Origin of the sequence: Pedobacter sp. KBW06 (assembly GCF_003852525.1) — a bacterium.
Classification (GTDB): domain Bacteria; phylum Bacteroidota; class Bacteroidia; order Sphingobacteriales; family Sphingobacteriaceae; genus Pedobacter.
In genome coordinates this window covers 863,581-883,823 of sequence record NZ_QAJL01000005.1, presented here as the reverse complement: position 1 = coordinate 883,823, position 20,243 = coordinate 863,581, and the positions used below count along the sequence as shown (strand labels likewise).

At 45.0% G+C, this 20,243-nt stretch carries 17 protein-coding genes; 10 read left to right on the top strand and 7 right to left on the bottom strand.

The genetic code is table 11. The features are described from left to right. Positions 1 to 12: 12 nt before the first annotated feature. The 7 genes from DBR43_RS29770 to DBR43_RS29740 all read left to right on the top strand — a co-directional run bounded on the left by DBR43_RS29770 (position 13) and on the right by DBR43_RS29740 (position 6,924). The gene (locus tag DBR43_RS29770; protein ID WP_124586948.1) at positions 13 to 1,005 is read left to right on the top strand and encodes a helix-turn-helix transcriptional regulator; all 993 of its coding nucleotides are present in this window, start codon (positions 13 to 15) and stop codon (positions 1,003 to 1,005) included. 272 nt (positions 1,006 to 1,277) lie between these two features. After that, entirely contained in the window at positions 1,278 to 2,840 is a 1,563-nt protein-coding gene (locus DBR43_RS29765) for a glycerol-3-phosphate dehydrogenase/oxidase (RefSeq protein WP_124586947.1), read from the top strand. Between the two features lie 50 nt (positions 2,841 to 2,890). After that, the gene (gene glpK / locus DBR43_RS29760; RefSeq protein WP_124586946.1) at positions 2,891 to 4,393 is read left to right on the top strand and encodes a glycerol kinase GlpK; all 1,503 of its coding nucleotides are present in this window, start codon (positions 2,891 to 2,893) and stop codon (positions 4,391 to 4,393) included. Positions 4,394 to 4,529: 136 nt separating this feature from the next. Next, entirely contained in the window at positions 4,530 to 5,258 is a 729-nt protein-coding gene (locus tag DBR43_RS29755) for an MIP/aquaporin family protein (protein ID WP_124586945.1), read from the top strand. 6 nt (positions 5,259 to 5,264) lie between these two features. Beyond that, on the top strand, positions 5,265 to 6,044 hold the full coding sequence (locus DBR43_RS29750; protein WP_124586944.1) for a hypothetical protein: 780 nt from the start codon (positions 5,265 to 5,267) through the stop codon (positions 6,042 to 6,044). Between the two features lie 79 nt (positions 6,045 to 6,123). Next, positions 6,124 to 6,429, top strand: coding sequence for a hypothetical protein (locus tag DBR43_RS29745; protein WP_124586943.1), 306 nt, complete (start codon positions 6,124 to 6,126; stop codon positions 6,427 to 6,429). 57 nt (positions 6,430 to 6,486) lie between these two features. Beyond that, positions 6,487 to 6,924 (top strand): tail fiber domain-containing protein, encoded by a 438-nt coding sequence (locus tag DBR43_RS29740; RefSeq protein WP_124586942.1) that lies wholly within the window; start codon positions 6,487 to 6,489, stop codon positions 6,922 to 6,924. A gap of 52 nt (positions 6,925 to 6,976) precedes the next feature. On the opposite strand, the gene DBR43_RS29735 is transcribed toward DBR43_RS29740, so the two are convergent. The 4 genes from DBR43_RS29735 to DBR43_RS29720 form a co-directional block, all read right to left on the bottom strand. Beyond that, the gene (locus tag DBR43_RS29735) at positions 6,977 to 8,008 is read right to left on the bottom strand and encodes an adenylate/guanylate cyclase domain-containing protein (protein WP_124586941.1); all 1,032 of its coding nucleotides are present in this window, start codon (positions 8,006 to 8,008) and stop codon (positions 6,977 to 6,979) included. A 74-nt stretch (positions 8,009 to 8,082) separates the two neighbouring features. Continuing rightward, positions 8,083 to 9,039: an XAC2610-related protein gene (locus DBR43_RS29730; RefSeq protein WP_124586940.1), complete on the bottom strand. Its 957-nt coding sequence runs from the start codon at positions 9,037 to 9,039 to the stop codon at positions 8,083 to 8,085. 141 nt (positions 9,040 to 9,180) lie between these two features. Then, complete coding sequence (locus tag DBR43_RS29725) at positions 9,181 to 12,726, bottom strand: M1 family aminopeptidase (RefSeq protein ID WP_124586939.1); 3,546 nt, start codon at positions 12,724 to 12,726, stop codon at positions 9,181 to 9,183. Then, on the bottom strand, positions 12,720 to 13,622 hold the full coding sequence (locus DBR43_RS29720; RefSeq protein ID WP_124586938.1) for an ABC transporter ATP-binding protein: 903 nt from the start codon (positions 13,620 to 13,622) through the stop codon (positions 12,720 to 12,722). Before DBR43_RS29720 ends, DBR43_RS29725 begins: the two co-directional genes overlap by 7 nt. 206 nt (positions 13,623 to 13,828) lie before the next feature. Here DBR43_RS29720 and DBR43_RS29715 point away from each other — a divergent pair, with 206 nt between their 5' ends. Continuing rightward, positions 13,829 to 15,325: a sensor histidine kinase gene (locus DBR43_RS29715; protein WP_124586937.1), complete on the top strand. Its 1,497-nt coding sequence runs from the start codon at positions 13,829 to 13,831 to the stop codon at positions 15,323 to 15,325. Continuing rightward, positions 15,322 to 16,047: a LytR/AlgR family response regulator transcription factor gene (locus tag DBR43_RS29710; RefSeq protein WP_124586936.1), complete on the top strand. Its 726-nt coding sequence runs from the start codon at positions 15,322 to 15,324 to the stop codon at positions 16,045 to 16,047. The genes DBR43_RS29715 and DBR43_RS29710 overlap by 4 nt, the downstream gene beginning before the upstream one ends. A gap of 139 nt (positions 16,048 to 16,186) precedes the next feature. Here DBR43_RS29710 and DBR43_RS29705 read toward each other — a convergent pair whose 3' ends face one another. Next, positions 16,187 to 16,753 (bottom strand): DUF922 domain-containing protein, encoded by a 567-nt coding sequence (locus DBR43_RS29705; RefSeq protein WP_124586935.1) that lies wholly within the window; start codon positions 16,751 to 16,753, stop codon positions 16,187 to 16,189. Between the two features lie 115 nt (positions 16,754 to 16,868). Between DBR43_RS29705 and DBR43_RS29700 the strand changes: the two genes are divergently transcribed. Beyond that, positions 16,869 to 18,902 (top strand): hypothetical protein, encoded by a 2,034-nt coding sequence (locus tag DBR43_RS29700; RefSeq protein WP_124586934.1) that lies wholly within the window; start codon positions 16,869 to 16,871, stop codon positions 18,900 to 18,902. Here DBR43_RS29700 and DBR43_RS29695 read toward each other — a convergent pair. Beyond that, entirely contained in the window at positions 18,899 to 19,513 is a 615-nt protein-coding gene (locus DBR43_RS29695) for a hypothetical protein (protein ID WP_124586933.1), read from the bottom strand. The two genes, DBR43_RS29700 and DBR43_RS29695, sit on opposite strands and share 4 nt — an antisense overlap. Positions 19,514 to 19,526: 13 nt before the next feature. Further along, positions 19,527 to 20,192 (bottom strand): DUF2625 domain-containing protein, encoded by a 666-nt coding sequence (locus tag DBR43_RS29690; protein ID WP_124586932.1) that lies wholly within the window; start codon positions 20,190 to 20,192, stop codon positions 19,527 to 19,529. Positions 20,193 to 20,243: the final 51 nt, after the last annotated feature.

Genomic DNA, 20,243 nt, shown 5'->3' with positions numbered 1-20,243 from the left:
ATGTGAAGAGGTATGAAGTTTAGTCTGGAGTCTAATTTTTTGCAGGAGCTGTTTTATGATCAGGCGGAGGCGACCGTCCTTTCGGATGGTTTCGTTTTAGAAACCACTACTTCTTTAGACCATGAATTTGGAACGATCAGCTACCAGGAAAGCGGCCTGGGGATCGGTTCTGTTTTAAACGGACATTACCAGATGGATAAGAACCTGATTTTTAATTCTGAGATGGAACATCCTTGTCTGGAGATGCATTTTAACCTGACGAATTCTGTTCGCTTTGGCGAAAAAGGGAAGAAAGGACAGCTCGTAGAAGGCATGCAGCAGAATTTGCTCAGCTTAAAAGGAGGGATGGGTTTTGTGGAATTTGAAGAAGGGAAACAATACGAAACCTTCGACATTCATTTAAACGCCGGATTTCTGGATCAATGGTATGGACAGCATAAAGTTCTGGACCAGTTTATCCAGGGCATTGCCGGAGATGCCTCTACCCAGCTTTTCAAACAAGCCTTGCCGGTAACGCCTGCGATGAAACGGATCATTGGGGAAATGAAAACCTGTCCTTTTTCCGGATTAACGCGTAAAATCTTCCTGGAAGCCAAGGTTCATGAGCTTTTCGCTTTGCAACTGGACTTGTCTGATGTGGTATCCAATATAGGACAGAAGCAATCGCTGAAGACCGCTGATGTCGAAAAGATCCATGCTGCAAAAGAATATATCCGCTTGAACAGCAGTACACCATGTTCGATCATTGAACTGGCACATAAGGTAGGAACGAACGATTTTAAACTGAAAAAGGGCTTTAAAGAGTTGTTTGGGACTACAGTGTTCGGTTACCTGCAGCAGGTTCGCATGGAACAGGCCAGGCAGTTCTTATTAGAGAAGGAAAAGAGTGTAGGGGAAATCGCGGAGCTGCTGGGCTACCAGAACCTGTCTAACTTTACCGCTGCCTTTAAACAATATTGGGGATACCCGCCTAGTACCATCCTTAAAGGCGCTAAAAACGGATAGTTTCGATCTGTTTTAATTTCAAATGCTTTCGTAAAATAGAAAAGAAGCCCTGTTGTTTACTGGTGTGGTTATTGCTGCTAAATGATTTGAATTATTCTGCTTAAATGTTCAATGACCTGCTTTTTTAAGTGTTTTTCTGTTTTCTGATTTCCTGATAATTGGCGGGTTCAGAAAAAAACTTAGGAATAATTTGGAAATGAAAGTATAATAAGACAAATTTGTGAAAGTAAATGAAACTAGTTGAAAGTTTCATTTTATTAAAAGATGCAATTATGAATAGACTTCAATTGATACAGAATTTAGCTGCCGGCACGCAATGGGATGTAATCATCATTGGTGGCGGGGCTACAGGTTTAGGTATTGCAATGGATGCGGCCACACGTGGTTACAAAACTTTGCTGGTAGAACAGGCGGATTATGCCAAGGGAACTTCCAGTAAGGCAACGAAACTGGTGCATGGTGGTGTGCGTTATATGGCGCAGGGCGATCTTGGTTTGGTGCGTGAAGCTTGTCATGAACGGGGATTGTTGTTGAAAAACGCACCTCACCTGACAAAAAACGAAACTTTTGTGATCCCGAACTATTCCTGGTTCAACAATGTGAAGTATACTATAGGATTGAAGTTTTACGACCTGCTTGCGGGTAAGCTGAGTCTTGGCGCATCGAAATACATCAGCAAAAAGAAAACCATCGAAGCATTACCTTCTATCAGACAGGAAGGGTTAAAAGGAGGGGTGGTTTATCATGATGGTCAGTTTGACGATTCCCGCCTGGCGCTGAACATTGCACAGACCGCCATCGAAAACGGGGCGACCGTGCTGAACTACATGAAGGTAGAAGGTTTGCTGAAAGATGATAAAAAGAAAGTAAACGGGATTAAAGTGAAAGATATAGAAACCGGCAACAGCTATGAGGCGATTGGAAAGATCGTGATCAATGCCACCGGTGTCTATGTAGACAATATTCTGAAAATGGACAAACCGGAAGCACCGCATTTGGTGCGCCCGAGCCAGGGAGTGCACATCACCCTGGACCGTTCCTTTATGGTGGGCGAAAATGCACTGATGATTCCGGAAACGGATGATGGCAGGGTGCTTTTCGCAGTGCCATGGCACAATAAGCTGATTGTCGGAACCACCGATACTCTGGTAGATCATGCAGAACTGGAGCCCAGAGCGCTGGATACAGAGATTGAATTTATCCTCTCTACCGCAGGAAAATATTTCGTTAAAAAACCGCTTCGCTCGGATGTACTCGCTGTCTTTGCGGGTTTGCGCCCATTGGCGGCACCGAAAGCGGAAGGAGCGAAGACCAAAGAAATTTCGAGAAGCCACAAGATCATCGTTTCGGATTCCGGAATGATCACGATTACGGGTGGGAAATGGACTACGTTTCGCCGGATGGCACAGGATACGCTGGACAAGGCGATTGAAAAGAACTTCCTTCCGGCAAAGAAATGCGTAACGGAAGCACTTCAGATCCATGGTTATGTGCCGGAACCTAACCGTGCCGATCCTTTACATTTTTACGGCGCTGACATCGCAGGAGTACAAAAGCTGATCAACGAAAATCCGGCCTTGCTGGAAAGATTGGTGCCGGAATATCCATATACCAAAGCCATGGTGGTATGGGCGGTGAGAAATGAATATGCCCGAAGGGTAGAAGATGTTTTAGGCCGTCGTTTCCGTTTGCTGTTCCTGGATGTACATGCCGCAGTTCTTGCCGCTCCGGCGGTTGCGGGCATCATTGCTGAAGAGCTGAAACTGGATGAGGCCTGGGTGGCACAGGAGCTGCAGGACTTTACGAAGCTGGCCAAAACTTATACGCTCGATTAGTTTTTTGAATAACCAAATTAAATTTTATACCTAATTAAACCTTATATCATATGAATCCAGACCAAAAATTCATACTCGCTCTAGACCAGGGCACCACGAGCTCTCGCGCCATCATTTTTAACCATGATGGAGAGGTTGTTGCCGTAGCGCAAAAACCATTCGAACAGATCTTTCCTAAACCGGGATGGGTGGAACATGATGCGAATGAGATCTGGTACTCACAGTCGTCCGTAGCGGCAGAGGTAATCGCGAAATCAGATTTGAACGGGCTCAACATCGCCGCAATTGGCATCACGAACCAACGCGAAACGACGATTGTATGGGATAAGGAAACGGGAATTCCGGTTTACAATGCGATTGTATGGCAGGACAGAAGAACGGCAAAATATTGCGACGAGCTGAAGGAAAAAGGATGGTCGGATAAGATTAAGGAAAAAACAGGATTGGTGATTGATGCCTATTTCTCCGGAACTAAGGTGAAATGGATCCTGGACAATGTGAAAGGGGCAAGGGAAAGGGCAGAAAACGGGGAACTTTGTTTCGGTACGGTAGACAGCTGGCTGGTTTGGAAATTTACCCGTGGCGCAATGCACATCACCGATGTGTCTAATGCAAGCCGCACCCTGATGTTTAACATCCATACGATGGAATGGGATAAGGAATTGCTGGAACTGTTAACGATTCCGGAAAGCATGCTTCCTGAAGTGAAACAGAGTTCGGAGATCTATGGAGATACGGTAACGACCCTTTTTGCCTCTAAAATTCCAATTGCTGGAATTGCCGGTGATCAGCAGGCCGCATTATTCGGACAGATGTGTGTGGATGAGGGGATGACTAAAAATACCTATGGTACGGGATGTTTCATGTTGATGAATACAGGACATAAACCGGTACTTTCTAAAAATAACCTGCTCACTACGGTGGCCTGGAAGATTGGTGGCAAAGTAACTTATGCGCTGGAAGGAAGTGTTTTTGTAGGTGGTGCAGCGATTCAATGGCTGCGTGATGGTCTTGGCGTGATCCGGACTTCGGCCGAAAGTGAAAAACTGGCTGCTTCGGTAGAAGACAATGGAGGGGTGTATTTTGTACCGGCCTTAACTGGTTTGGGCGCACCTTACTGGGATCCTTATGCCCGTGGCGCGATCTTCGGAATTACCAGAGGCACAACCTCGGCCCACATTACCCGTGCGGCATTGGAAGGCATTGCTTTCCAGGTGCGCGACCTGCTGAAAAGTATGGAATCTGATTCGGGAAAGAAATCTACAGAACTTCGTGTAGATGGTGGTGCGGTAGAAAATAATGCGCTGATGCAATTCCAGGCAGATATTTTTGGCAGTGATGTGATCCGTCCGAAGGTATTGGAAACCACTGCGCTGGGTGCAGCTTACCTGGCCGGACTGGCAGTAGGGTACTGGAAAAGTGTAGACGAGATCAAGAAACAATGGGCGGTGGAGAAGAAATTCGAGCCGGAGATGGAAAAAGAAAAAGCGAAAGAACTGTTGCGTTACTGGAAAAAAGCAATAGAAAGGACCATGAACTGGTCGGAAGAATAACAACAGAAATCCCTTAAATTTTAATAAAAACGCCTTGCTTTTACGCAGGGAGAGCGGTTCATTTTGAACGGTTTCTCCCTGTGAGGGAAGACTATTGCCTAAAATTTTCAATCAATAACAACCAAAAATAAACACTATGACACCATTTATTGCAGAAATGATTGGTACTATGCTGCTCATTCTATTGGGCGACGGGGTAGTAGCCAATGTGGTCTTAAAAGACACAAAAGGAAATAACAGTGGCTGGATCGTGATCACGACCGCCTGGGCGCTGGCGGTATTTGTTGGGGTAGTGGTAGCGGGACCCTACAGCGGGGCACACCTGAACCCTGCAGTAACAGTAGCATTGGCCATCAGCGGTGCTTTTCCATGGGCAGATGTGCCTGGATACATTGTTGCCCAGTTCTTAGGCGCAATGATGGGTGCCTTTCTGGTATGGCTTACGCATAAAGATCATTTTGACCGTACGGAAGATGCAGGGGCAAAGATGGCAGTATTCTGCACGGGTCCTGCAATCAGAAATTATGGAATCAATTTCATTTGTGAACTGGTAGGAACCTTTGTATTGGTCTTCACTATTTTTCACATCACCGGTGCGGAAATCGCGAATACCAAACAAGTAGTAGGACTGGGTTCTGTAGGCGCTTTGCCTGTGGCACTGCTGGTCTGGGTGATTGGCCTTTCTCTGGGCGGAACCACCGGATATGCGATTAACCCCGCGAGAGATCTTGGGCCGAGGATCATGCACATGCTGCTTCCGATCAAAAACAAAGCCGGAAACGACTGGGCTTATGCCTGGATTCCGGTAGTTGGACCACTTACAGGAGCTGCACTCGCGGCATTCCTTCATTTGATGTTAAAATAAAGAAATATGAACGGGTTAAAGAATTGTGGGGTAGCCGTTGCTTTGCTGTTGCTATCTGGTCTGACACTGCAGGCACAGGATAGTACCGCCCTGAATCAGAGCGAAAAAACGATTAAAAAATACAAACCTTTTGATGCGAATCTCCAGCTTCGGAGCTTGTACATCTGGAGGGGTTTTAAAGTGTCAGATGCGCCGATCTCGGATGTAGACCTGCATTATAAATCTAAAGACGGGAGCTTTCAGGCGGGATTCTGGGGAGGTGCAAGTCTGAACGGGAATTATAAAGAGTTTGATTATTATGTGAGCTATACGAAGAAAGGGTTTACGCTGAGTGTCTGGGACATCAACAATTTCAGTGATTTCCCGAATGCGAACCTCTTCAATTATAACAATGCATCTACCTCGCATTTTATTGATGCCGGGCTTGCTTATAAGTTTGATTTCAAACTGCCTTTAACGCTCAGCTGGAATACGATCGTGGCGGGAAGGGATACTTATGTGAAGGCGAACGGAAAAAGGGCCAATGCCTATTCGAATTATGTGCAGGTAGATCAGGTGCTTTGGCAGGATGAGGAAAACAGCAGCCTGCATGTCTTTGTGGGCGGTGGTTTTGCTTTCGGCCGGGAGAAGAACTTTTACGGGGACCATCCGAATATCGTAAATTCTGGCCTTACTTATAATAAAGACCTGGTGTTGTTCAAATACCACCTTCCGGTAGCCGCAACGGCGATGTTTAGTCCGGAGCACAAAACCGGTACGCTCCAGCTGGTTGCGAATATCTTTTAAAGCGAAATGTTAAATAATTCATTGGGAAAATGGTGGAAGCATGACCATTTTCCCAGAGTTATTTCGCAAATTTGCAGGAATGATGATTAGAAAAATAAGCTGTTTATTGCTGTTGTTCTCTTTCCTGCTGGTAAAGAGTGCGCCGTTGTATGCAGTTGTTTTCAGTCAGACAGAACGTGTTGCGGATCAGCAGGAAGAAGAAATTCCTGAGCAGGACCAGAAAGCCGGAGAAAGGGCAGAAGTCCTCGATGAGGATTTTACCGATCCTTCAGTACCGGCTGTTTCTATGATCTCGATCGATCCCTTATTTCCCCCTTTTTCCTTTCCGGATATGGCAAAGGTCTACATTACACTGAGCAATCCGCCTCCGGACCTCAGGGGCTAATTCAGCCGAAAATACATCCCTCGAATTCAAGAATTTTCTACTTTAATTTATATACTTATGAAATATCCTTTAGCATTTAAAGGTTCTGTATTAGGACTTTTATTGTGTGCTTCTGCAGTAACTGTTCAGGCACAAAAAATTGACGAGAGTGCGTTAAAAGTAAATGTTGATAAGATTGGTCATTCTACTGAGCAGTTGAAAAAGCTGGAACCGGTAACCTTTAAATACGATACCAAAAAATACAATTTTCTGAAACTTCCTGCGGGTCAGCAGTACGGCTTTTTAGCGAGCAACGTACAATCGGAGTTCCCGGCAATGGTTTACGAAAGTGCGAAGAGCTATCCTGCGGGAAAGAACGATTCGAAAATCATGCGCTACAATGAGGTGGAAACGGCACAGCTGATTCCGGTATTGGTAGCTGCAATTAAAGAACAGCAGGCAGAGATTGAGCTGTTAAAGAAAGAAGTGATCCTCTTGAAAGAGAAGTCCAAATAATAGTTTTTTTTAGTTTTGATACAATGAAAAGGCCATCTTCGGATGGCTTTTTTTAATGGAGAGGGGCCAGGGCTACTAGCATCATTTCTTTTTCTTTCCCTCTTAATTTGATAGAGCCCAAAGTCTGCAGGTTGTAATTGCTGGTGATGCCGAGTTCGGTGATCAGATCTGCAGAGGCGATGATTTCCTGATTAAATTCCTTACAGAGGCTCTGAATCCTGGAAGTGGTATTGAGCACATCTCCGGAATAGGTGATGTCTCTTTTGATAATTCCGACTTCTCCGGCAATGACCTTTCCGCAATGAATCCCGGCTTTAAAGGCCGGAACAACACCATACAGTTTGAGGTATTTCTCCTGCAGGCTGTTGATCTGGGTTTTGATGTCGAAAAAGCAATTGATGCATTTCCCGTTTTCAATGCCGTCTTCATATTTCCAGGCTACAACGACTTCGTCTCCGACGTATTGATAGATTTCGCCTTTATTGTCGATGATGGGGTTGGTGATGTCGCTGAAGAAGTCTTTCAGTAGTTCATGGTATTTCTGGTCGCCCAGCTTTTCGGCGATGCTGGTGGAGGAATTGATGTCGAGAAACATGAAGATCCTGCGTTCTTCTTTTGGGGTATTGTATTTTCCGCGGATGATGTCCCAGAAGATGCCATGACCGAATTTGCTGTTGATTTGTATGAGGAATTGCGTGATGGCCACAATGACTGACCATACCAACCCGTTCTTCGCCATTCTGAGCAGGTCTGGCTTGCCCATCATACTCAGGATGATGTTGATGATGATAATGATCAGAATGAAGGAGAGGGTTACAGCAATAACGGTATAGGCATAGGATTTATCCTGGTATTTGACATTGATGTAAAAGACCAGGACACTACCGCCAACGATGGATCCGAAGAGTCCGGCGCCCATATTGATGGCAAGTGCTATTGGAAAAGAATAGCCGGGCGCGGGGCCCTGTGCACTATGTGTCATCAGGACAAGGTGATCGTATACTGCAATGATAAAACCGATGACCATCCAGGATACGATGATGATGCAAAGCTGTTTTATCTTGAACTGCATTCTTCTGTTCATTGCCATGAAATGTGCTGCCTTTGATTTTGGTTGATTTAAATTTACACAAAGGGAAGCAAAGAACAACTAAATTATTAGCTCCTGGACTTGTAGGATTTGACCTTTACCGATTTCTTATTGATGATTTTGTATTCTTCGTAATAGGTGGCATCGTCGTTTTCATAACTAATCACTTTTTTAATGAGGTAGAATTTGCCATCCAGCCATTTATAGCTGTGTGTCGATTCATTGCCGCTTCCATCCGCATAGTCTTTCTCTATAATCTTATTTTTAGCATCGAAACTTAAAACTTGCAGTTCTTCGAGCTCCGGACTGCGGATGTATTTCTTTTGAATGGGGTTGTAGAGGAAATACAGGTAAGCGATATCTCCTTTGGTTGCCTCGGGTAGGTAGGTCTGAATCTTCAGGTCCAGCATGCCATCGAAATTTAAGTCTTCGAGCTCTGCTTCTGCGGTACCATTGTAGATGTATTCGTCAAAGCCTCTTAAGGATTGAATCAATATCCCTTTTTCATTAAATATATTCAGTCCTTTGATCTTGTCAATTTTCCAGTTGGGATAGGTAACGGTGGATTTGTCGATGGTATACCGTATGAATTCGTATCTGTTTTTTAAGGGGTTGTAAGCCTGTTTGTTTTCCAGGCAAGTTAAGGAAGCAGCCAGCTTTTTATCGGCTTTAGCATTTGCCCAAACCCCGGTTAATCCCCAATTTTCGGCAATTTCCAGGTTCAGGTGGCCGGTGATGTTGCTGATCAGTTTTTCGTTTTTTACGCTGTAATTGATCTCGGTGAGGGTAAGGGTGTTGTTGTTTAAGGTTCCTTTTAGATGAATCGCATTGTTGCTTCCGCTTTTGATATAGTAATAGCTTCCAATAACGGAATCCTTGCCGGCATAACTGGTAATGGTCATTTCTACAGGATATTTATCAACTTTCCCGCTAAAATTGCGGGTGATGGCGGTGCTGGATTTCTGTGTCTGACCTCTGAGTGCAAAAAAGGCAAAAGTTAAAAGTAGGGTTGATGTGATTCTCATTTATTGTTGAACTTTAGTTCTTCCGGCGGGAGTTTTCAAGCCGCTGTTAAAGCCGGAAAGGCCGAAAGTTAGCAAATTTGGGCGAAACTAACTGCCGGATCCTGAGTATTAGACCAAAGTACCCGGCAGTTAAATTCCTATTTATTTGAGTTCCTGTATATTGTCTCTTTGATCTTCGTCCAGCACATAACCATAAGGATCGATCCCCGTTGATTTGGGTTTTTTATCAAGAACAATGGTCATCATGGTTTCTTTTTTGTTGAAATGGTGTTTTTGAAGATAGAAAGGCTTTGGCCGCTGGTCCCGGGTTCCTGCCTGATGGTCAAAAAAGGCGATGTCGAAATCTTCATTGACCGCCAAAGCTTTTTGTCCGGATGCCTGCGATTCATTTTTGTCGATGTTGATCTGTAGCGTAACCCGGTACCGGCCATCTGCTAAAGCTTTACAGTTTAAGGCCTTGATTTTTAAGGAATAGCTGACTACTTTTCTCAGCGTTTCGTCGATGAATTGCTGTTGCTGATCTGATGCCCCTACATACAGCTCCCGGATCAGGTCTTCGGCCAGGGCTTTCTTTCCAGGTGCGCTGTGTTTACCGAGCAACCTGCGTAATGCGGCACTAAGCCCTTCTTCTCCAATTGCTTCCGAAATCGCGTACAGGCTGAGTCCTCCTTTTTGGTAACGCACAAAGGCCTGGTCTATGGTGGCCGACAGCGGTAATTCCTGTCCGGACATATTGCGCAGGTTGAAATACAATAGGTTATCTGCTTTTAAATAAGCACTTAAATAAGCTTTTCCAAAACGATGTTCTATGACTTTGGCCTCTGTATATTTTGCCAGTGACTCCGTGAGGAAGGCCGCGCCCGGCGCATTGGCCGGCGACAGTTGATTTGCCCACCATTGATGTGCAGTCTCGTGCGCTGTGGTCGCATAAGTATAATTCACTTTGGACGTATCGCGGTAATCACTCAGAAAGATGATTTTTTCGGAGCCGAACAAGACTCCGGGATAGGCTGTTGCCGCGCCACGATACTGCGGGATTTCTGCAAAACTAAGTTGTTTTAAAGGATAAGGGCTGAAATGCTGGTTGCCATAATCGAGCGCATCTTTCATGCCCTGCAGGATCGCAGGGACGTTATATTCATGTTCTTCCTGATAAAATACCGTCAGTTCCATGCCTTTATGTAATGCTTTTGTTTGGGTATACCGTGCTGAACTGAAGGCCAGCATAAAGTTAACCGGTTTCTCTGTTTTATAATGAAAATACCTGCGCTTATTTGCTGTCCAGCTTCGTTGTAAATTGCCTACGCTGACCACATACTGATCCGGAAGGGTAGAAATGGTACTCTCATAATCGACCAAATGATACTGCTGATTGGGAATGCTCTTCATGACCTGTACTTCCGGTAGTCCTGCCTTCTTCCTGGCAACAGCGTCGTCGCTTTCATTTCCGCTGTTATAACCAACTGAGGGCAGGTATTTCTCCAGCTCAATATAACTTCCGTTTCTGAGCAGGGAGTTTTCGTTGTTAAAAGGCATAAATCCCGAACGGATCACTTCCATGGAAAACTGCACCGGGAGGCTTGCACCAGGCAATAAGGGCTGTTTCAGGGAAATCCAGTATTGGTCAAATTCATCATCATGCAGCTGTTTGCTTGCCGTAGGGATGTTAACGCTTGCGGAATGCACTTCCTGATCTATGTTTAACCAGATTTTTGAAATCGGCTTCCCGGATTCATTCTTCATCAGGTAACTGCCGCTGACCGTATATTTTTGATCCTGCGGATAAAGGGCAATTTGCGTTTTTATAGCGCTGATGACCGGTTGGGGAAGGCTGTCCAAGGCTTTATATTTTTTTTCATAGCGCAATTGCCAATCCAGTCTCGCCTGGCTGTTTTTATATTTCCCAATCATGTTCGTTTGATGGTAAATGTAAGCCCCGGAGCCGAGCCATACGATTAGGCTTATGGAGAAAGCCAGTCGCCCGGTGTTTGTCCAGTGCTTTCCAATGGAACTGATGCGTTCCCTGAAACCATGTTGCCTGCCGTTCTGCCACATGGAAATGGACAGAAGGGAAAGCATCAATGCAAAAGCTGTCCAGTAGATCATATACCAGTTGAAAGCCATTGCATAATGCCCAAAGCCGTTTAGCCTGGAATATTCCAGATGTGGTACACTTGCATAGCGCAACAGGTAATGCTCAATTCCTATGCTCCGGCTAAAAGAAATCAATCCGGCAACAGTGAGGTTGACCATCATGCCCAGGTATTTGTTGGGGATCAGGGTCTGGATAAAGACCACCAGCAAGGCAAATAAAAATAAAGGCAGGCCGGAATAATAATACAGGGAAAGGTAAGGCGGCAAATCAATGCCAAACTGCCCGTTGACAAGCTGTGTGGCGATCCCAATGCCAATATTAAGGCTGATGATGGCCATCACCATCAGGCCAAGCGTAACTGCCTTGGAGGCCCAGAAAATCAGGTTTGGGGCAGGACTGCTGTAAATCAGGGATTGTATATTTACGGTACGTTCCCTGCAGATGAGTTCAGCCGCATAAAAGACGATTAGTAACATTGCCGGACGGACCGCCATCAGTTGTTCTATGATAACTTCTGCTACAGGGTAGGAATGGATGTCATAGAAGCCGCTGAAAAGATGGTCTTTTAATTCGATTGTCATCAGGAAAGCCCAGATCAATAACATCAGGAAAAAAGGAAGGTGTTTAAATACCGCGCTGATTTCCAGTTTGAGTTGTTGCCGGAAGATTGCCCGGTAATAGCTGTTGCCCGAGGTTTGGACAGCACGTTTTCTGTACCAGACCTTATCTGTTACTCCTGCCATTTTCTCTTTCTTCTCCTTCGGAGTTTTGCTTTTTAGCGTTGAGGAGGCGCGGAATTTGAAATACCGGTAACTGACTGCCAGGAGCACTATTGCAACGCCTGTCCAGGCCAGGCGGTTCAGCAGAAAGTCACCTTGAAGTCCAAACAGCTGTCCGTTGCGCTGGGCGATGGTCCAGGAACGTGTTTCCTGGAAAAAGGGTGCCAGTCCGAAGGGATCTGCGAGAACCGTCAGGAGGTCCGGTTCCGTCAGCTTCAACGCGGAGTTGGCGATTAAGGGCGAATTTCCAAGAATGGAGCCCAGTAAATACAATACATAAAGCAGTACTCCGGACACGTAAACCAGCTTCACGTTTCTGCTCAGGATGGCCACTGCAAAAAGGAGATTGCTGATCAGGACCACTGTTGGCAATGCAAGTACAAAAAGTGGCTGCAGGAAATACATCGGATTAAAAGGGCCAAGCTGTGCAGCATCCTGAAACAGGGAAGCCATCAATAACCCCAGCACTGCAATGGCCAGAATTATAAATACAGAAATGATCAGTCCGACAATTCTGATGAGGAAATAGGGCAGGCGTTTGATTCCTGTGGTAAACAGGAGGGATTCCATTTGATAAGTCGTATCTCTCAACACCACATTTGCGCAGAACAGCGTGCTGACGAAGATGGAGAACAAGGCCAGCAGGCCCACCATGGTGCTGACTACATAGGGTGCATTTTTATGCACCTCTTCATTGCCGAAGTTCAGGGTCGTGGACATCATGCCCAGGATAAAAAACAACAGAATCGCAATCTTAAACAAGATCTGGCTAAAGTGATACTTCAATTCAAACCAAAGCATAGACCTTAACATGATATGCCTTCCTTTCCGGTGCCCTGTGCGCCAAACAAGGCAGAAAAATACACCTCTTCCATACCCGGATAGAAAGGTTCAAATCCGGAATCCGGGCAGCTGTCTGCCAGTACATGTAACTGCGTTTTGCCCATTAAACTTCGGGTAGAGATCACATTTAATGTAGTTTGGTAGACCTTCAGTACTTCTTTGGAGACTGTTGCACGCCAAACCTGTCCTTTCAGGGTTGCTGTGAGTTCTGCCGGTTTTCCCTGAAGGATCACCTTACCCTGGGCCAATATGGCCATTTCAGGGCAGAGGTCTTTCACATCCTCTACGATATGTGTGGAAAGCAGCACCACCACCTGTTCCCCGATCTCGCTCAGGAGGTCATGAAAGCGGTTGCGCTCCTGTGGGTCCAGTCCGGCAGTAGGTTCATCTACGATGATCAGCTGTGGGTTTCCCAACAGCGCCTGGGCAATGCCAAAGCGTTGTTTCATCCCTCCGGAAAAGGTGCTGACCGATTGTTTGCGGACCTCATACAGATTGGTTTGCTGCAATAAGGCCATCACCTGCTGGCTCCGTTCCCTTTTGTTTAGCAAACCTTTTAACAATGCGAGATGGTCCAGCAGATCGATTGCGGAAATTCGGGGATAGACACCAAAATCCTGCGGCAGGTAGCCCAGCTGACTGCGCAATTCCTGGGGATGATGGTGAATATCTGTTCCGGAAAATAATACCTGCCCGCTGTCAGGACGTTGCAGGGTGGCCAGGGTTCGCATTAAGGAGGATTTCCCGGCGCCATTAGGTCCCAGAAGCCCGAATAAGCCATTGGAAATATTTAGGGAAACATTGTCTAAAGCTTTGATCCCTTTGCTATAGCTCTTATTGAGCCCGATGATTTGCAGTCTGTACATAATCGTGTTGGTATGAATTGGATGTAAATTAGCGGAGATTCAGAGGCTTCAGAATTATAAGTGAGGAAGGAAAGCCTTATCGTGATGAACGGTCATTATTGACTGATATTCGCATTCTTTTACCTTCGTCATTAAAAACAGGACGTTTGTCATTAAGATTTGTAGTTGCAGGATATTCGGCCGTTCTTTATCATCTTTAAGCGTTTATGAGTAAGTTAACAGCTAAATCAGGTCTCTTTTTCCGGCATCAGGAATTCCTTTTCTTTCTGGGCCTGGTTCTTTGGATTGCCATTCTTTACAATCTGGAAGAGGCGGGTTCCAGCTGGGTCAATTATTTTAAAGGCATTTGTGTTTTCGGCCTGGCTCAACTTCCTGCGCTGTTCTTTTCCTGGCATAAGGCCGGATTAAAAGCCCGCTTAAGCAGAAAAGCTTACCTCAGGTACTGGCTGATTTGTTTTGGTCTTTGTCTGCCTGCCAGCACTTTCCTCATGATCTGGCTAAAGCCCTGGGGCTTTTTTGAAGGGGTCATCTTTGTTGCGGGTGTTTCGGCCCTGGTTCTTGAAGTGATTCTGGAGCTGAACCGTTATTATCAGCTTCAGGTTAAGCACGTGAACTGGCTGAAAAAGCTGGACCTGGACGGTGCCATTCTCCTCAGTCTGCTGTTGGTTTCGGTCATCCTCGGGGCCATGGGGGTCTCTTCGCTGGAAAAACCCGAGTACCTGAAAAAGGGATATCTCCTCATCTATCTCGAACTGAACTTCCGCCTGATCTTCCATCATTTCTGGACTTTTCTGAGCTTTAGCCTGCAGTTTCTACTGATGTACCTTTGTGGCTACCTGCTGTTTTATATCAACAGTCATTTCCTGGTTTCTAAAATTCTGAAAGAGCAGGGAAGGGTGATGTACGCATTGAGCGTTCTCGCCGCAGTAGCCTTTTTATATCCCATCCTCGGGCAACTCTTAATCAGCCTGCCCATCAACAAAATTATGGGAGGGATCATTTCCAGCAATCCCTTTAAAATGGAGAATGCCTTTTCGGCGGCAGGAATTATGGTGGTCAGTCTGCCCATCGTGCTGGCCCTGCAATGGGCAAGGCAAAACAGCCGGATCGTTGCGCTGGAAAAGGAAAAAACACAGACAGAGCTGGACCTGCTCAGGCAGCAGCTCAACCCGCATTTCTTTTTCAATACCCTGAATAACCTGTATGCATTGAGCCTGCAACAGTCAAAAGAAGCACCGGAGAGCATTCTCCAGCTCTCTGAACTGATGCGTTATGTGATTTACAGGGGTAAAGAAGATCTGGTAGGGATTTCCGAGGAAGTAAAATACATCCAGGATTACATCCAGTTACAGCGGCTTCGCCTGAGGAGAAACCTGACTTTAGAATTTCTGACCGATATTGACAATGAGGACCAGCCCATCGCACCTTTACTGCTGATCATTTTTGTAGAGAATGCGTTTAAGCATGGCATTGAGCCAGCCGAAGAGGGGGCAGTATTGAAGCTCTTTTTAAAATGCAAAGCTGGTACACTTTATTTCAGCTGTGAAAACTCATTTGAACAGCCGGCAACACTAAAAGCTCCGGGTATTGGTTTACTTAACCTGGAAAAAAGGCTGGCCTTACTGTATCCCGGGGAACACATGCTGAAAACAGCAATAAATAAACCTATTTTTAAGGCTGAATTATACCTGAACCTGTTATGAGCATGCGCTGTTTAATTGTTGATGATGAACCTCTGGCACACGATGTGATCTTGAAATACATTTCAGATGTCTCTTTTTTAGCGAATATCGGACAGTGTTACCGGGCAACAGAAGCACTGGAGTTTTTAAGCAAAAATACGGTAGACCTCATTTTTCTGGACATCCGGATGCCCAGGCTAAACGGTCTGGATTTTTTAAGAACATTGCAACAGCGGCCCCTGATTATCATTACCTCTGCCTATGAGGAACATGCTTTGGAGAGTTTTGACCTGGACGTTTGTGATTATCTGTTAAAACCCTTTCGTTTCGACCGCTTTTTAAAAGCCGTAAACCGGGCACTTGCAGAGCATACTTTAAAAAAGAGCGCCGGAATCACAGCAACTGCCTTGCCTCCAAACCCGGTTACCGAAGCCGGACAGATCTACATCAAATCTGACAAGAAATTTGTGCTGCTTAGCCTGGATGAAATCTGCTACCTCGAAAGTCTGGGGAATTATGTGAAGGTTTGGGAAGAACAACGGTTCCTGCTGACGCCGAGAACTTTGAGCAGTTTTGAAAGTCAGCTGCCTGCAGAAAACTTTGTAAGGATTCATAAATCCTATATTTTGAATAAGAAGTTTGTGCATTACATCGAGGGAAACACGATTTATCTGAAAAATGCGACGCAACTGCCTTTAGGGAAAAATTATAAACACGTGTTGAAGCAACTGTTACAAGGATAAAATAGCCATCCGAATAACCATCCAAAATCGCCACCTAAAACAGCTATCAAAAACAGCGATCAAAAGCAGCTATCAAAAGCAGCTATCCAAAACAGCCATTCAAAATGGCCTTCCTAACCTTACATCCGCTTTTGCAAGCTTAAGATTTTCCTGCAAGTTCCTTCTTAAAATACAAATCCCATTTTTGCTGCTCTTCTTCATATTGCCCGTGTTCTGTTTCCATATCATATTTGATATTGAGCCCGGCCAGTTCCTTCATCACCGAGTCGTAAATGCTTTTCACTTCGTTCTTATAATTCGCAATGCTGTATTTTCCTTTGGATAAACGACTATAAAGGATCCTGCCATAGATAATTGCAAGATCTGAATGTCCCTGTTCATGATTTAGCAATGCCTTTTTACCCTGGGCATCCAGGCTTTTCAACTTGTCTGGATCCAGGAAGGTTTGCAGCGAATCCAGTGTAACCCCGACTTCAAATTTAAGAGAAAGCTGATTTCCACGTTGTGTGGCCCGATATTTATGCATCGTCTTGTGTGCAGTATAAGCAATATAACTACGTTTACTATTGTTCTTTTTAAGAAAGGAACCCCAATTTAACGTGATTCTGTTCAGGTTGTTTTGCTGACTAAAGACTTGCTGTGGATTTAAAATGGCGAGAAAGATGCTGCATCCAAGAATGTAAATTTGTTTAAGGGAAACGCTCATGTTTTACAAAGAAATAAAAAAATAGGAATAGAAGCTTGGTTCATCCATAGAAATATTTGGCTAATTTGCTGCCGGATCCTGATCCAGACCTATGAAAAACGATAATTTTTAATTGATGAATTCCAACATAACTGCCCGGATTGGGGCGATATTCTTTTTATTGATTCTCCTGCATCAGGCCGGATTTGCACAACGTCTGTCTGGAGATGGGCTGAATCGCATTGCACAATCACTCACAGACCAGCAGCTGCTCAGCCAAACGGGAAAGGCAGAATTGCTCCGGTTTGCAGCTAAAAAACCTTTGGAAGTATACAACGGTTTCAGTAAGACTTTTTTAGATGAAGCCAGGTGTTCCGTCTATTTCCTCAAAAATTATACAGATATCCTTCCCGGCCGGGGGATTTTCCCCATCAGCTATTTTGATTCCCTGTTAAAAGCAAAGCCGGATATTGAAAAGGAAAATGCCATTAAGGAAGAACGTTACCTCAGTGCTAATTTTCCAACCCGCACAGATGTTTTTAATTTCCTGTATACCGCTGCCGGTGTTTACCGGGATGGAAGGTCTGGCATTGATGATTCGAAGGTACTGGCCGATCGCTTTGGGGCCTATTTTGGCCCGGCCATGTCGCCACTTTACGCAGACAGTACCATTGAGTTTAGCGTTTCTTTGGATCGGGATACAAAAGCACTGGAGGACGAACGGGTTAAAAAGGTTCAGCCTTATTTAAGATGGCTGACGATTTTCAAGAAAGCAGGTTTGCTCGATTCAGCGGACAACAGGATGGAAGAGCGCTTCAATAACGGCAGAAAGATCATCTCCTGGGTAAGCCAAGTTCAGATGATGGACGACATCAGGGCATTGATCATTTATCATGATAAATTTCCGTACTACAAACAACAGCAGCTTTCTTTGATAGACAGCCTCATCAGCAGTGGTTTTATAGATAAATCTGCCGCAGGAAAAGTGGTTGAAAATTATAAAAGAGATTCCCTTTTGAACATCAATGACCTGGCCTTACAAACAAAAAATTACCTGAGCCTGGACTACGAAACAGAGCTTAAGCCCCTTGATTACCTCACCCGGGAATATTACGGACAGATCCCTACAGATAAAATAAAGCGGCTTTACGAGCTGGTCCTGCAAAAAGCCTCCCTGCTCCTGAATTTTAAATATTCAGATCTTGAAGTTCATGTACTCAAAGACGGAGCAGAGGAGCAGATGACGTATCCCTCCAACCGGCAGTTTTATATCTATGTGAAAATCAATGGGATCCTGTATAAGGAAATGATAAAAGAGCGGGAATTAGAAAGCTGGATTCTGCCTCAAAACTTTCAGTTTCTGAACCATTTCCTTGAAGATCAGGGGGATTTGCGTCGTCTGTACTTTACAAAACATGGCTTGTTTACAGGTTATGAGTCGCAGGAACCAGGAAGCATCATGATGACCCTGCTCAACGAGAAAGAGGAAGCTTTTGCCAGAAATCTATACATGGCCAGTAAAATAAATGCCTGTTACAATGGGACCCCGGGAGATTATAGTTATACCGCCTGGGAACGTTATGACCTGACAGAGCGCTTAAACCGGGAGCAGATCACAGCCGCCGTTGATCTTTTTCTAAACACAAAGCTGATTAGAAATACCGATCAGAAAATGCAGTTGATTGCTGCGTTCAGGGAGAAAAATCCGGTAACTATTTCTAACCTGCTGCTGGAACTTCCCAATGCTTTTACCTCCGGTGCAGGGCAGACGGTTGAAGGGTTTTTATATGATGTAAATACCAACCTTAAACAGCTTCGGCAGGCAGAAAAAGACCTGCTTACAGATTTTGCTTTTACGCGTCCTGAGGCTTCAGCGAATGGAAAAACGGAGCAGGATTCATTGGTTTTTTCTTTTAGCTGTCATCAGAAGAAATATGAATTCACTGTGGAAACCGAAGATCAGGCCTGGGAGAATAACTTATTGATCAATACCATCAACAAAGCTTTACTTGAAGCGCAGGTTCCTTATGCCATTTACCATTTGCCGGAGGAAAGCAGCTTTTTTCGTCAGGATTTATATGGCAAGAATTATGTGATGGTTTCTCCCGCACAGGCAGAGGCAATGGTCGATAAGTACCCCAGACTTTTCAAAGAGGAAGGGGAGCGTTAAAGCCCCTCCAGTTCTTTTTGCAGGTTTCTTTTGGCAGATGTTTCCAGCATGCTGTAGAAGTAATCTGTTTTGAAAATACGGTCCATCTGTAAAAAATGCTGCAGGACTTTTTTCCTTCCCGGTTTGTAAATCAGGTCCGGATAAATGGAATACTCTTTTCTCACACCTTCGGCATAAGCGGAATAAAGGGGCCAGTCCTGTCCTAAAACAGAGAGGTCGGCATCCGTAAAATAATTGGTATCAGGATCGGTATTGAAAAGGTGTTTTTTAGTCGCCAGGATGCGCTGTTGACATCGCTGAACGAGTTCGGCCGGCACCCCAAGTGTGCGGAGCCTGGCTACAGCAAGTTCCGCACTTTTCTCTTCGTTGTTGTCTTTTAAAGGGTTGTATACGATGTCGTGGTAATAAAGTGTAAACAGGATCGCGTCCCAGTGCTGAATCTGATCCTTTACCGCTTGCAGCTGAAGTAAGAGGTTTTCAAGATGTCTTAAAGTATGGTAATGTCGTTTAGCTCCCGAATGGGCAGTTTCAACTTCTTCCCACAAGTCATTGATCAGCACGCTATCGTCTGTATAAGCAGACACCAGCTTTACAAAGGTTTCTTTTAACATCGGGATTTGAGTGTTAGAGTTGCTCCCTGAAGGAAAGGTTTAACTGGTAAAGTTCTTCTGCGGGGACCAGTTTTCTTGAGTTTTTTTCCAGGTCCTTACCTTCTGCTGTCCAAAGGAAAGGAACAAAGCTGAAAGCCTGATCGCCTGAAGCATTGGAAACCTCTGCTCTCCAGTCGTTCCAGCGGAAACCACGATAGAAAGAATCAAGGTCATTATCGAAGCAAAAGGCGAGGAATTCCGAGTAGGAAAGGTCCAGAGCTTCATAGGATAGGGTATCTGGTGCAAAGTAATAGATCTTTCCAACATCTTCACCCAATTCGCCGCCATTTAAGACAAAGGAACCGCCAAGGATATCATCTGCGACGATTAAAAATGCCGGGGCATCCCCAAATTCATCAAATGCTTTTCCTTTATTCCAGTCTGGCAAAGAGCGGTTCAGTTTCGGACTTCCTGAACCAAGGATCCTGATCCATCCGTCGTCGATCAGGATGCCGCCGGTCATGTATATGATTGCGCCCATTGGGGAGCGTGTGCTGACCTGGGTTTTATAGAGTGCGTCTGTTGCTTTTTCAGGGTCAACGGCCAAAATCTCTACTTTATTTGCCGCTGTTTCGATCCATTCCTGTACTATCGGCCATCCCGGATCTGTTTCATTTATCAGTTCTTCTACTTTACGCATCTTGGTTTTTCGATTTAATATGCGCTCAAGTTATTAAATTTCCCTTAACTT

What these genes read in the sequence shown, in the direction of transcription:
- DBR43_RS29720 (WP_124586938.1), bottom strand. Translation starts at nt 13,622, where the DNA reads ATGTACAGACTGCAAATCATCGGGCTCAATAAGAGCTATAGCAAAGGG.
- DBR43_RS29700 (WP_124586934.1), top strand. Translation starts at nt 16,869, where the DNA reads ATGAATTCCAACATAACTGCCCGGATTGGGGCGATATTCTTTTTATTG.
- DBR43_RS29730 (WP_124586940.1), bottom strand. Translation starts at nt 9,039, where the DNA reads ATGAGAATCACATCAACCCTACTTTTAACTTTTGCCTTTTTTGCACTC.
- DBR43_RS29765 (WP_124586947.1), top strand. Translation starts at nt 1,278, where the DNA reads ATGAATAGACTTCAATTGATACAGAATTTAGCTGCCGGCACGCAATGG.
- DBR43_RS29750 (WP_124586944.1), top strand. Translation starts at nt 5,265, where the DNA reads ATGAACGGGTTAAAGAATTGTGGGGTAGCCGTTGCTTTGCTGTTGCTA.
- DBR43_RS29715 (WP_124586937.1), top strand. Translation starts at nt 13,829, where the DNA reads ATGAGTAAGTTAACAGCTAAATCAGGTCTCTTTTTCCGGCATCAGGAA.
- DBR43_RS29725 (WP_124586939.1), bottom strand. Translation starts at nt 12,726, where the DNA reads ATGTTAAGGTCTATGCTTTGGTTTGAATTGAAGTATCACTTTAGCCAG.
- DBR43_RS29690 (WP_124586932.1), bottom strand. Translation starts at nt 20,192, where the DNA reads ATGCGTAAAGTAGAAGAACTGATAAATGAAACAGATCCGGGATGGCCG.
- DBR43_RS29745 (WP_124586943.1), top strand. Translation starts at nt 6,124, where the DNA reads ATGATGATTAGAAAAATAAGCTGTTTATTGCTGTTGTTCTCTTTCCTG.
- DBR43_RS29710 (WP_124586936.1), top strand. Translation starts at nt 15,322, where the DNA reads ATGAGCATGCGCTGTTTAATTGTTGATGATGAACCTCTGGCACACGAT.
- glpK (WP_124586946.1), top strand. Translation starts at nt 2,891, where the DNA reads ATGAATCCAGACCAAAAATTCATACTCGCTCTAGACCAGGGCACCACG.
- DBR43_RS29695 (WP_124586933.1), bottom strand. Translation starts at nt 19,513, where the DNA reads ATGTTAAAAGAAACCTTTGTAAAGCTGGTGTCTGCTTATACAGACGAT.
- DBR43_RS29740 (WP_124586942.1), top strand. Translation starts at nt 6,487, where the DNA reads ATGAAATATCCTTTAGCATTTAAAGGTTCTGTATTAGGACTTTTATTG.
- DBR43_RS29735 (WP_124586941.1), bottom strand. Translation starts at nt 8,008, where the DNA reads ATGAACAGAAGAATGCAGTTCAAGATAAAACAGCTTTGCATCATCATC.
- DBR43_RS29770 (WP_124586948.1), top strand. Translation starts at nt 13, where the DNA reads ATGAAGTTTAGTCTGGAGTCTAATTTTTTGCAGGAGCTGTTTTATGAT.
- DBR43_RS29705 (WP_124586935.1), bottom strand. Translation starts at nt 16,753, where the DNA reads ATGAGCGTTTCCCTTAAACAAATTTACATTCTTGGATGCAGCATCTTT.
- DBR43_RS29755 (WP_124586945.1), top strand. Translation starts at nt 4,530, where the DNA reads ATGACACCATTTATTGCAGAAATGATTGGTACTATGCTGCTCATTCTA.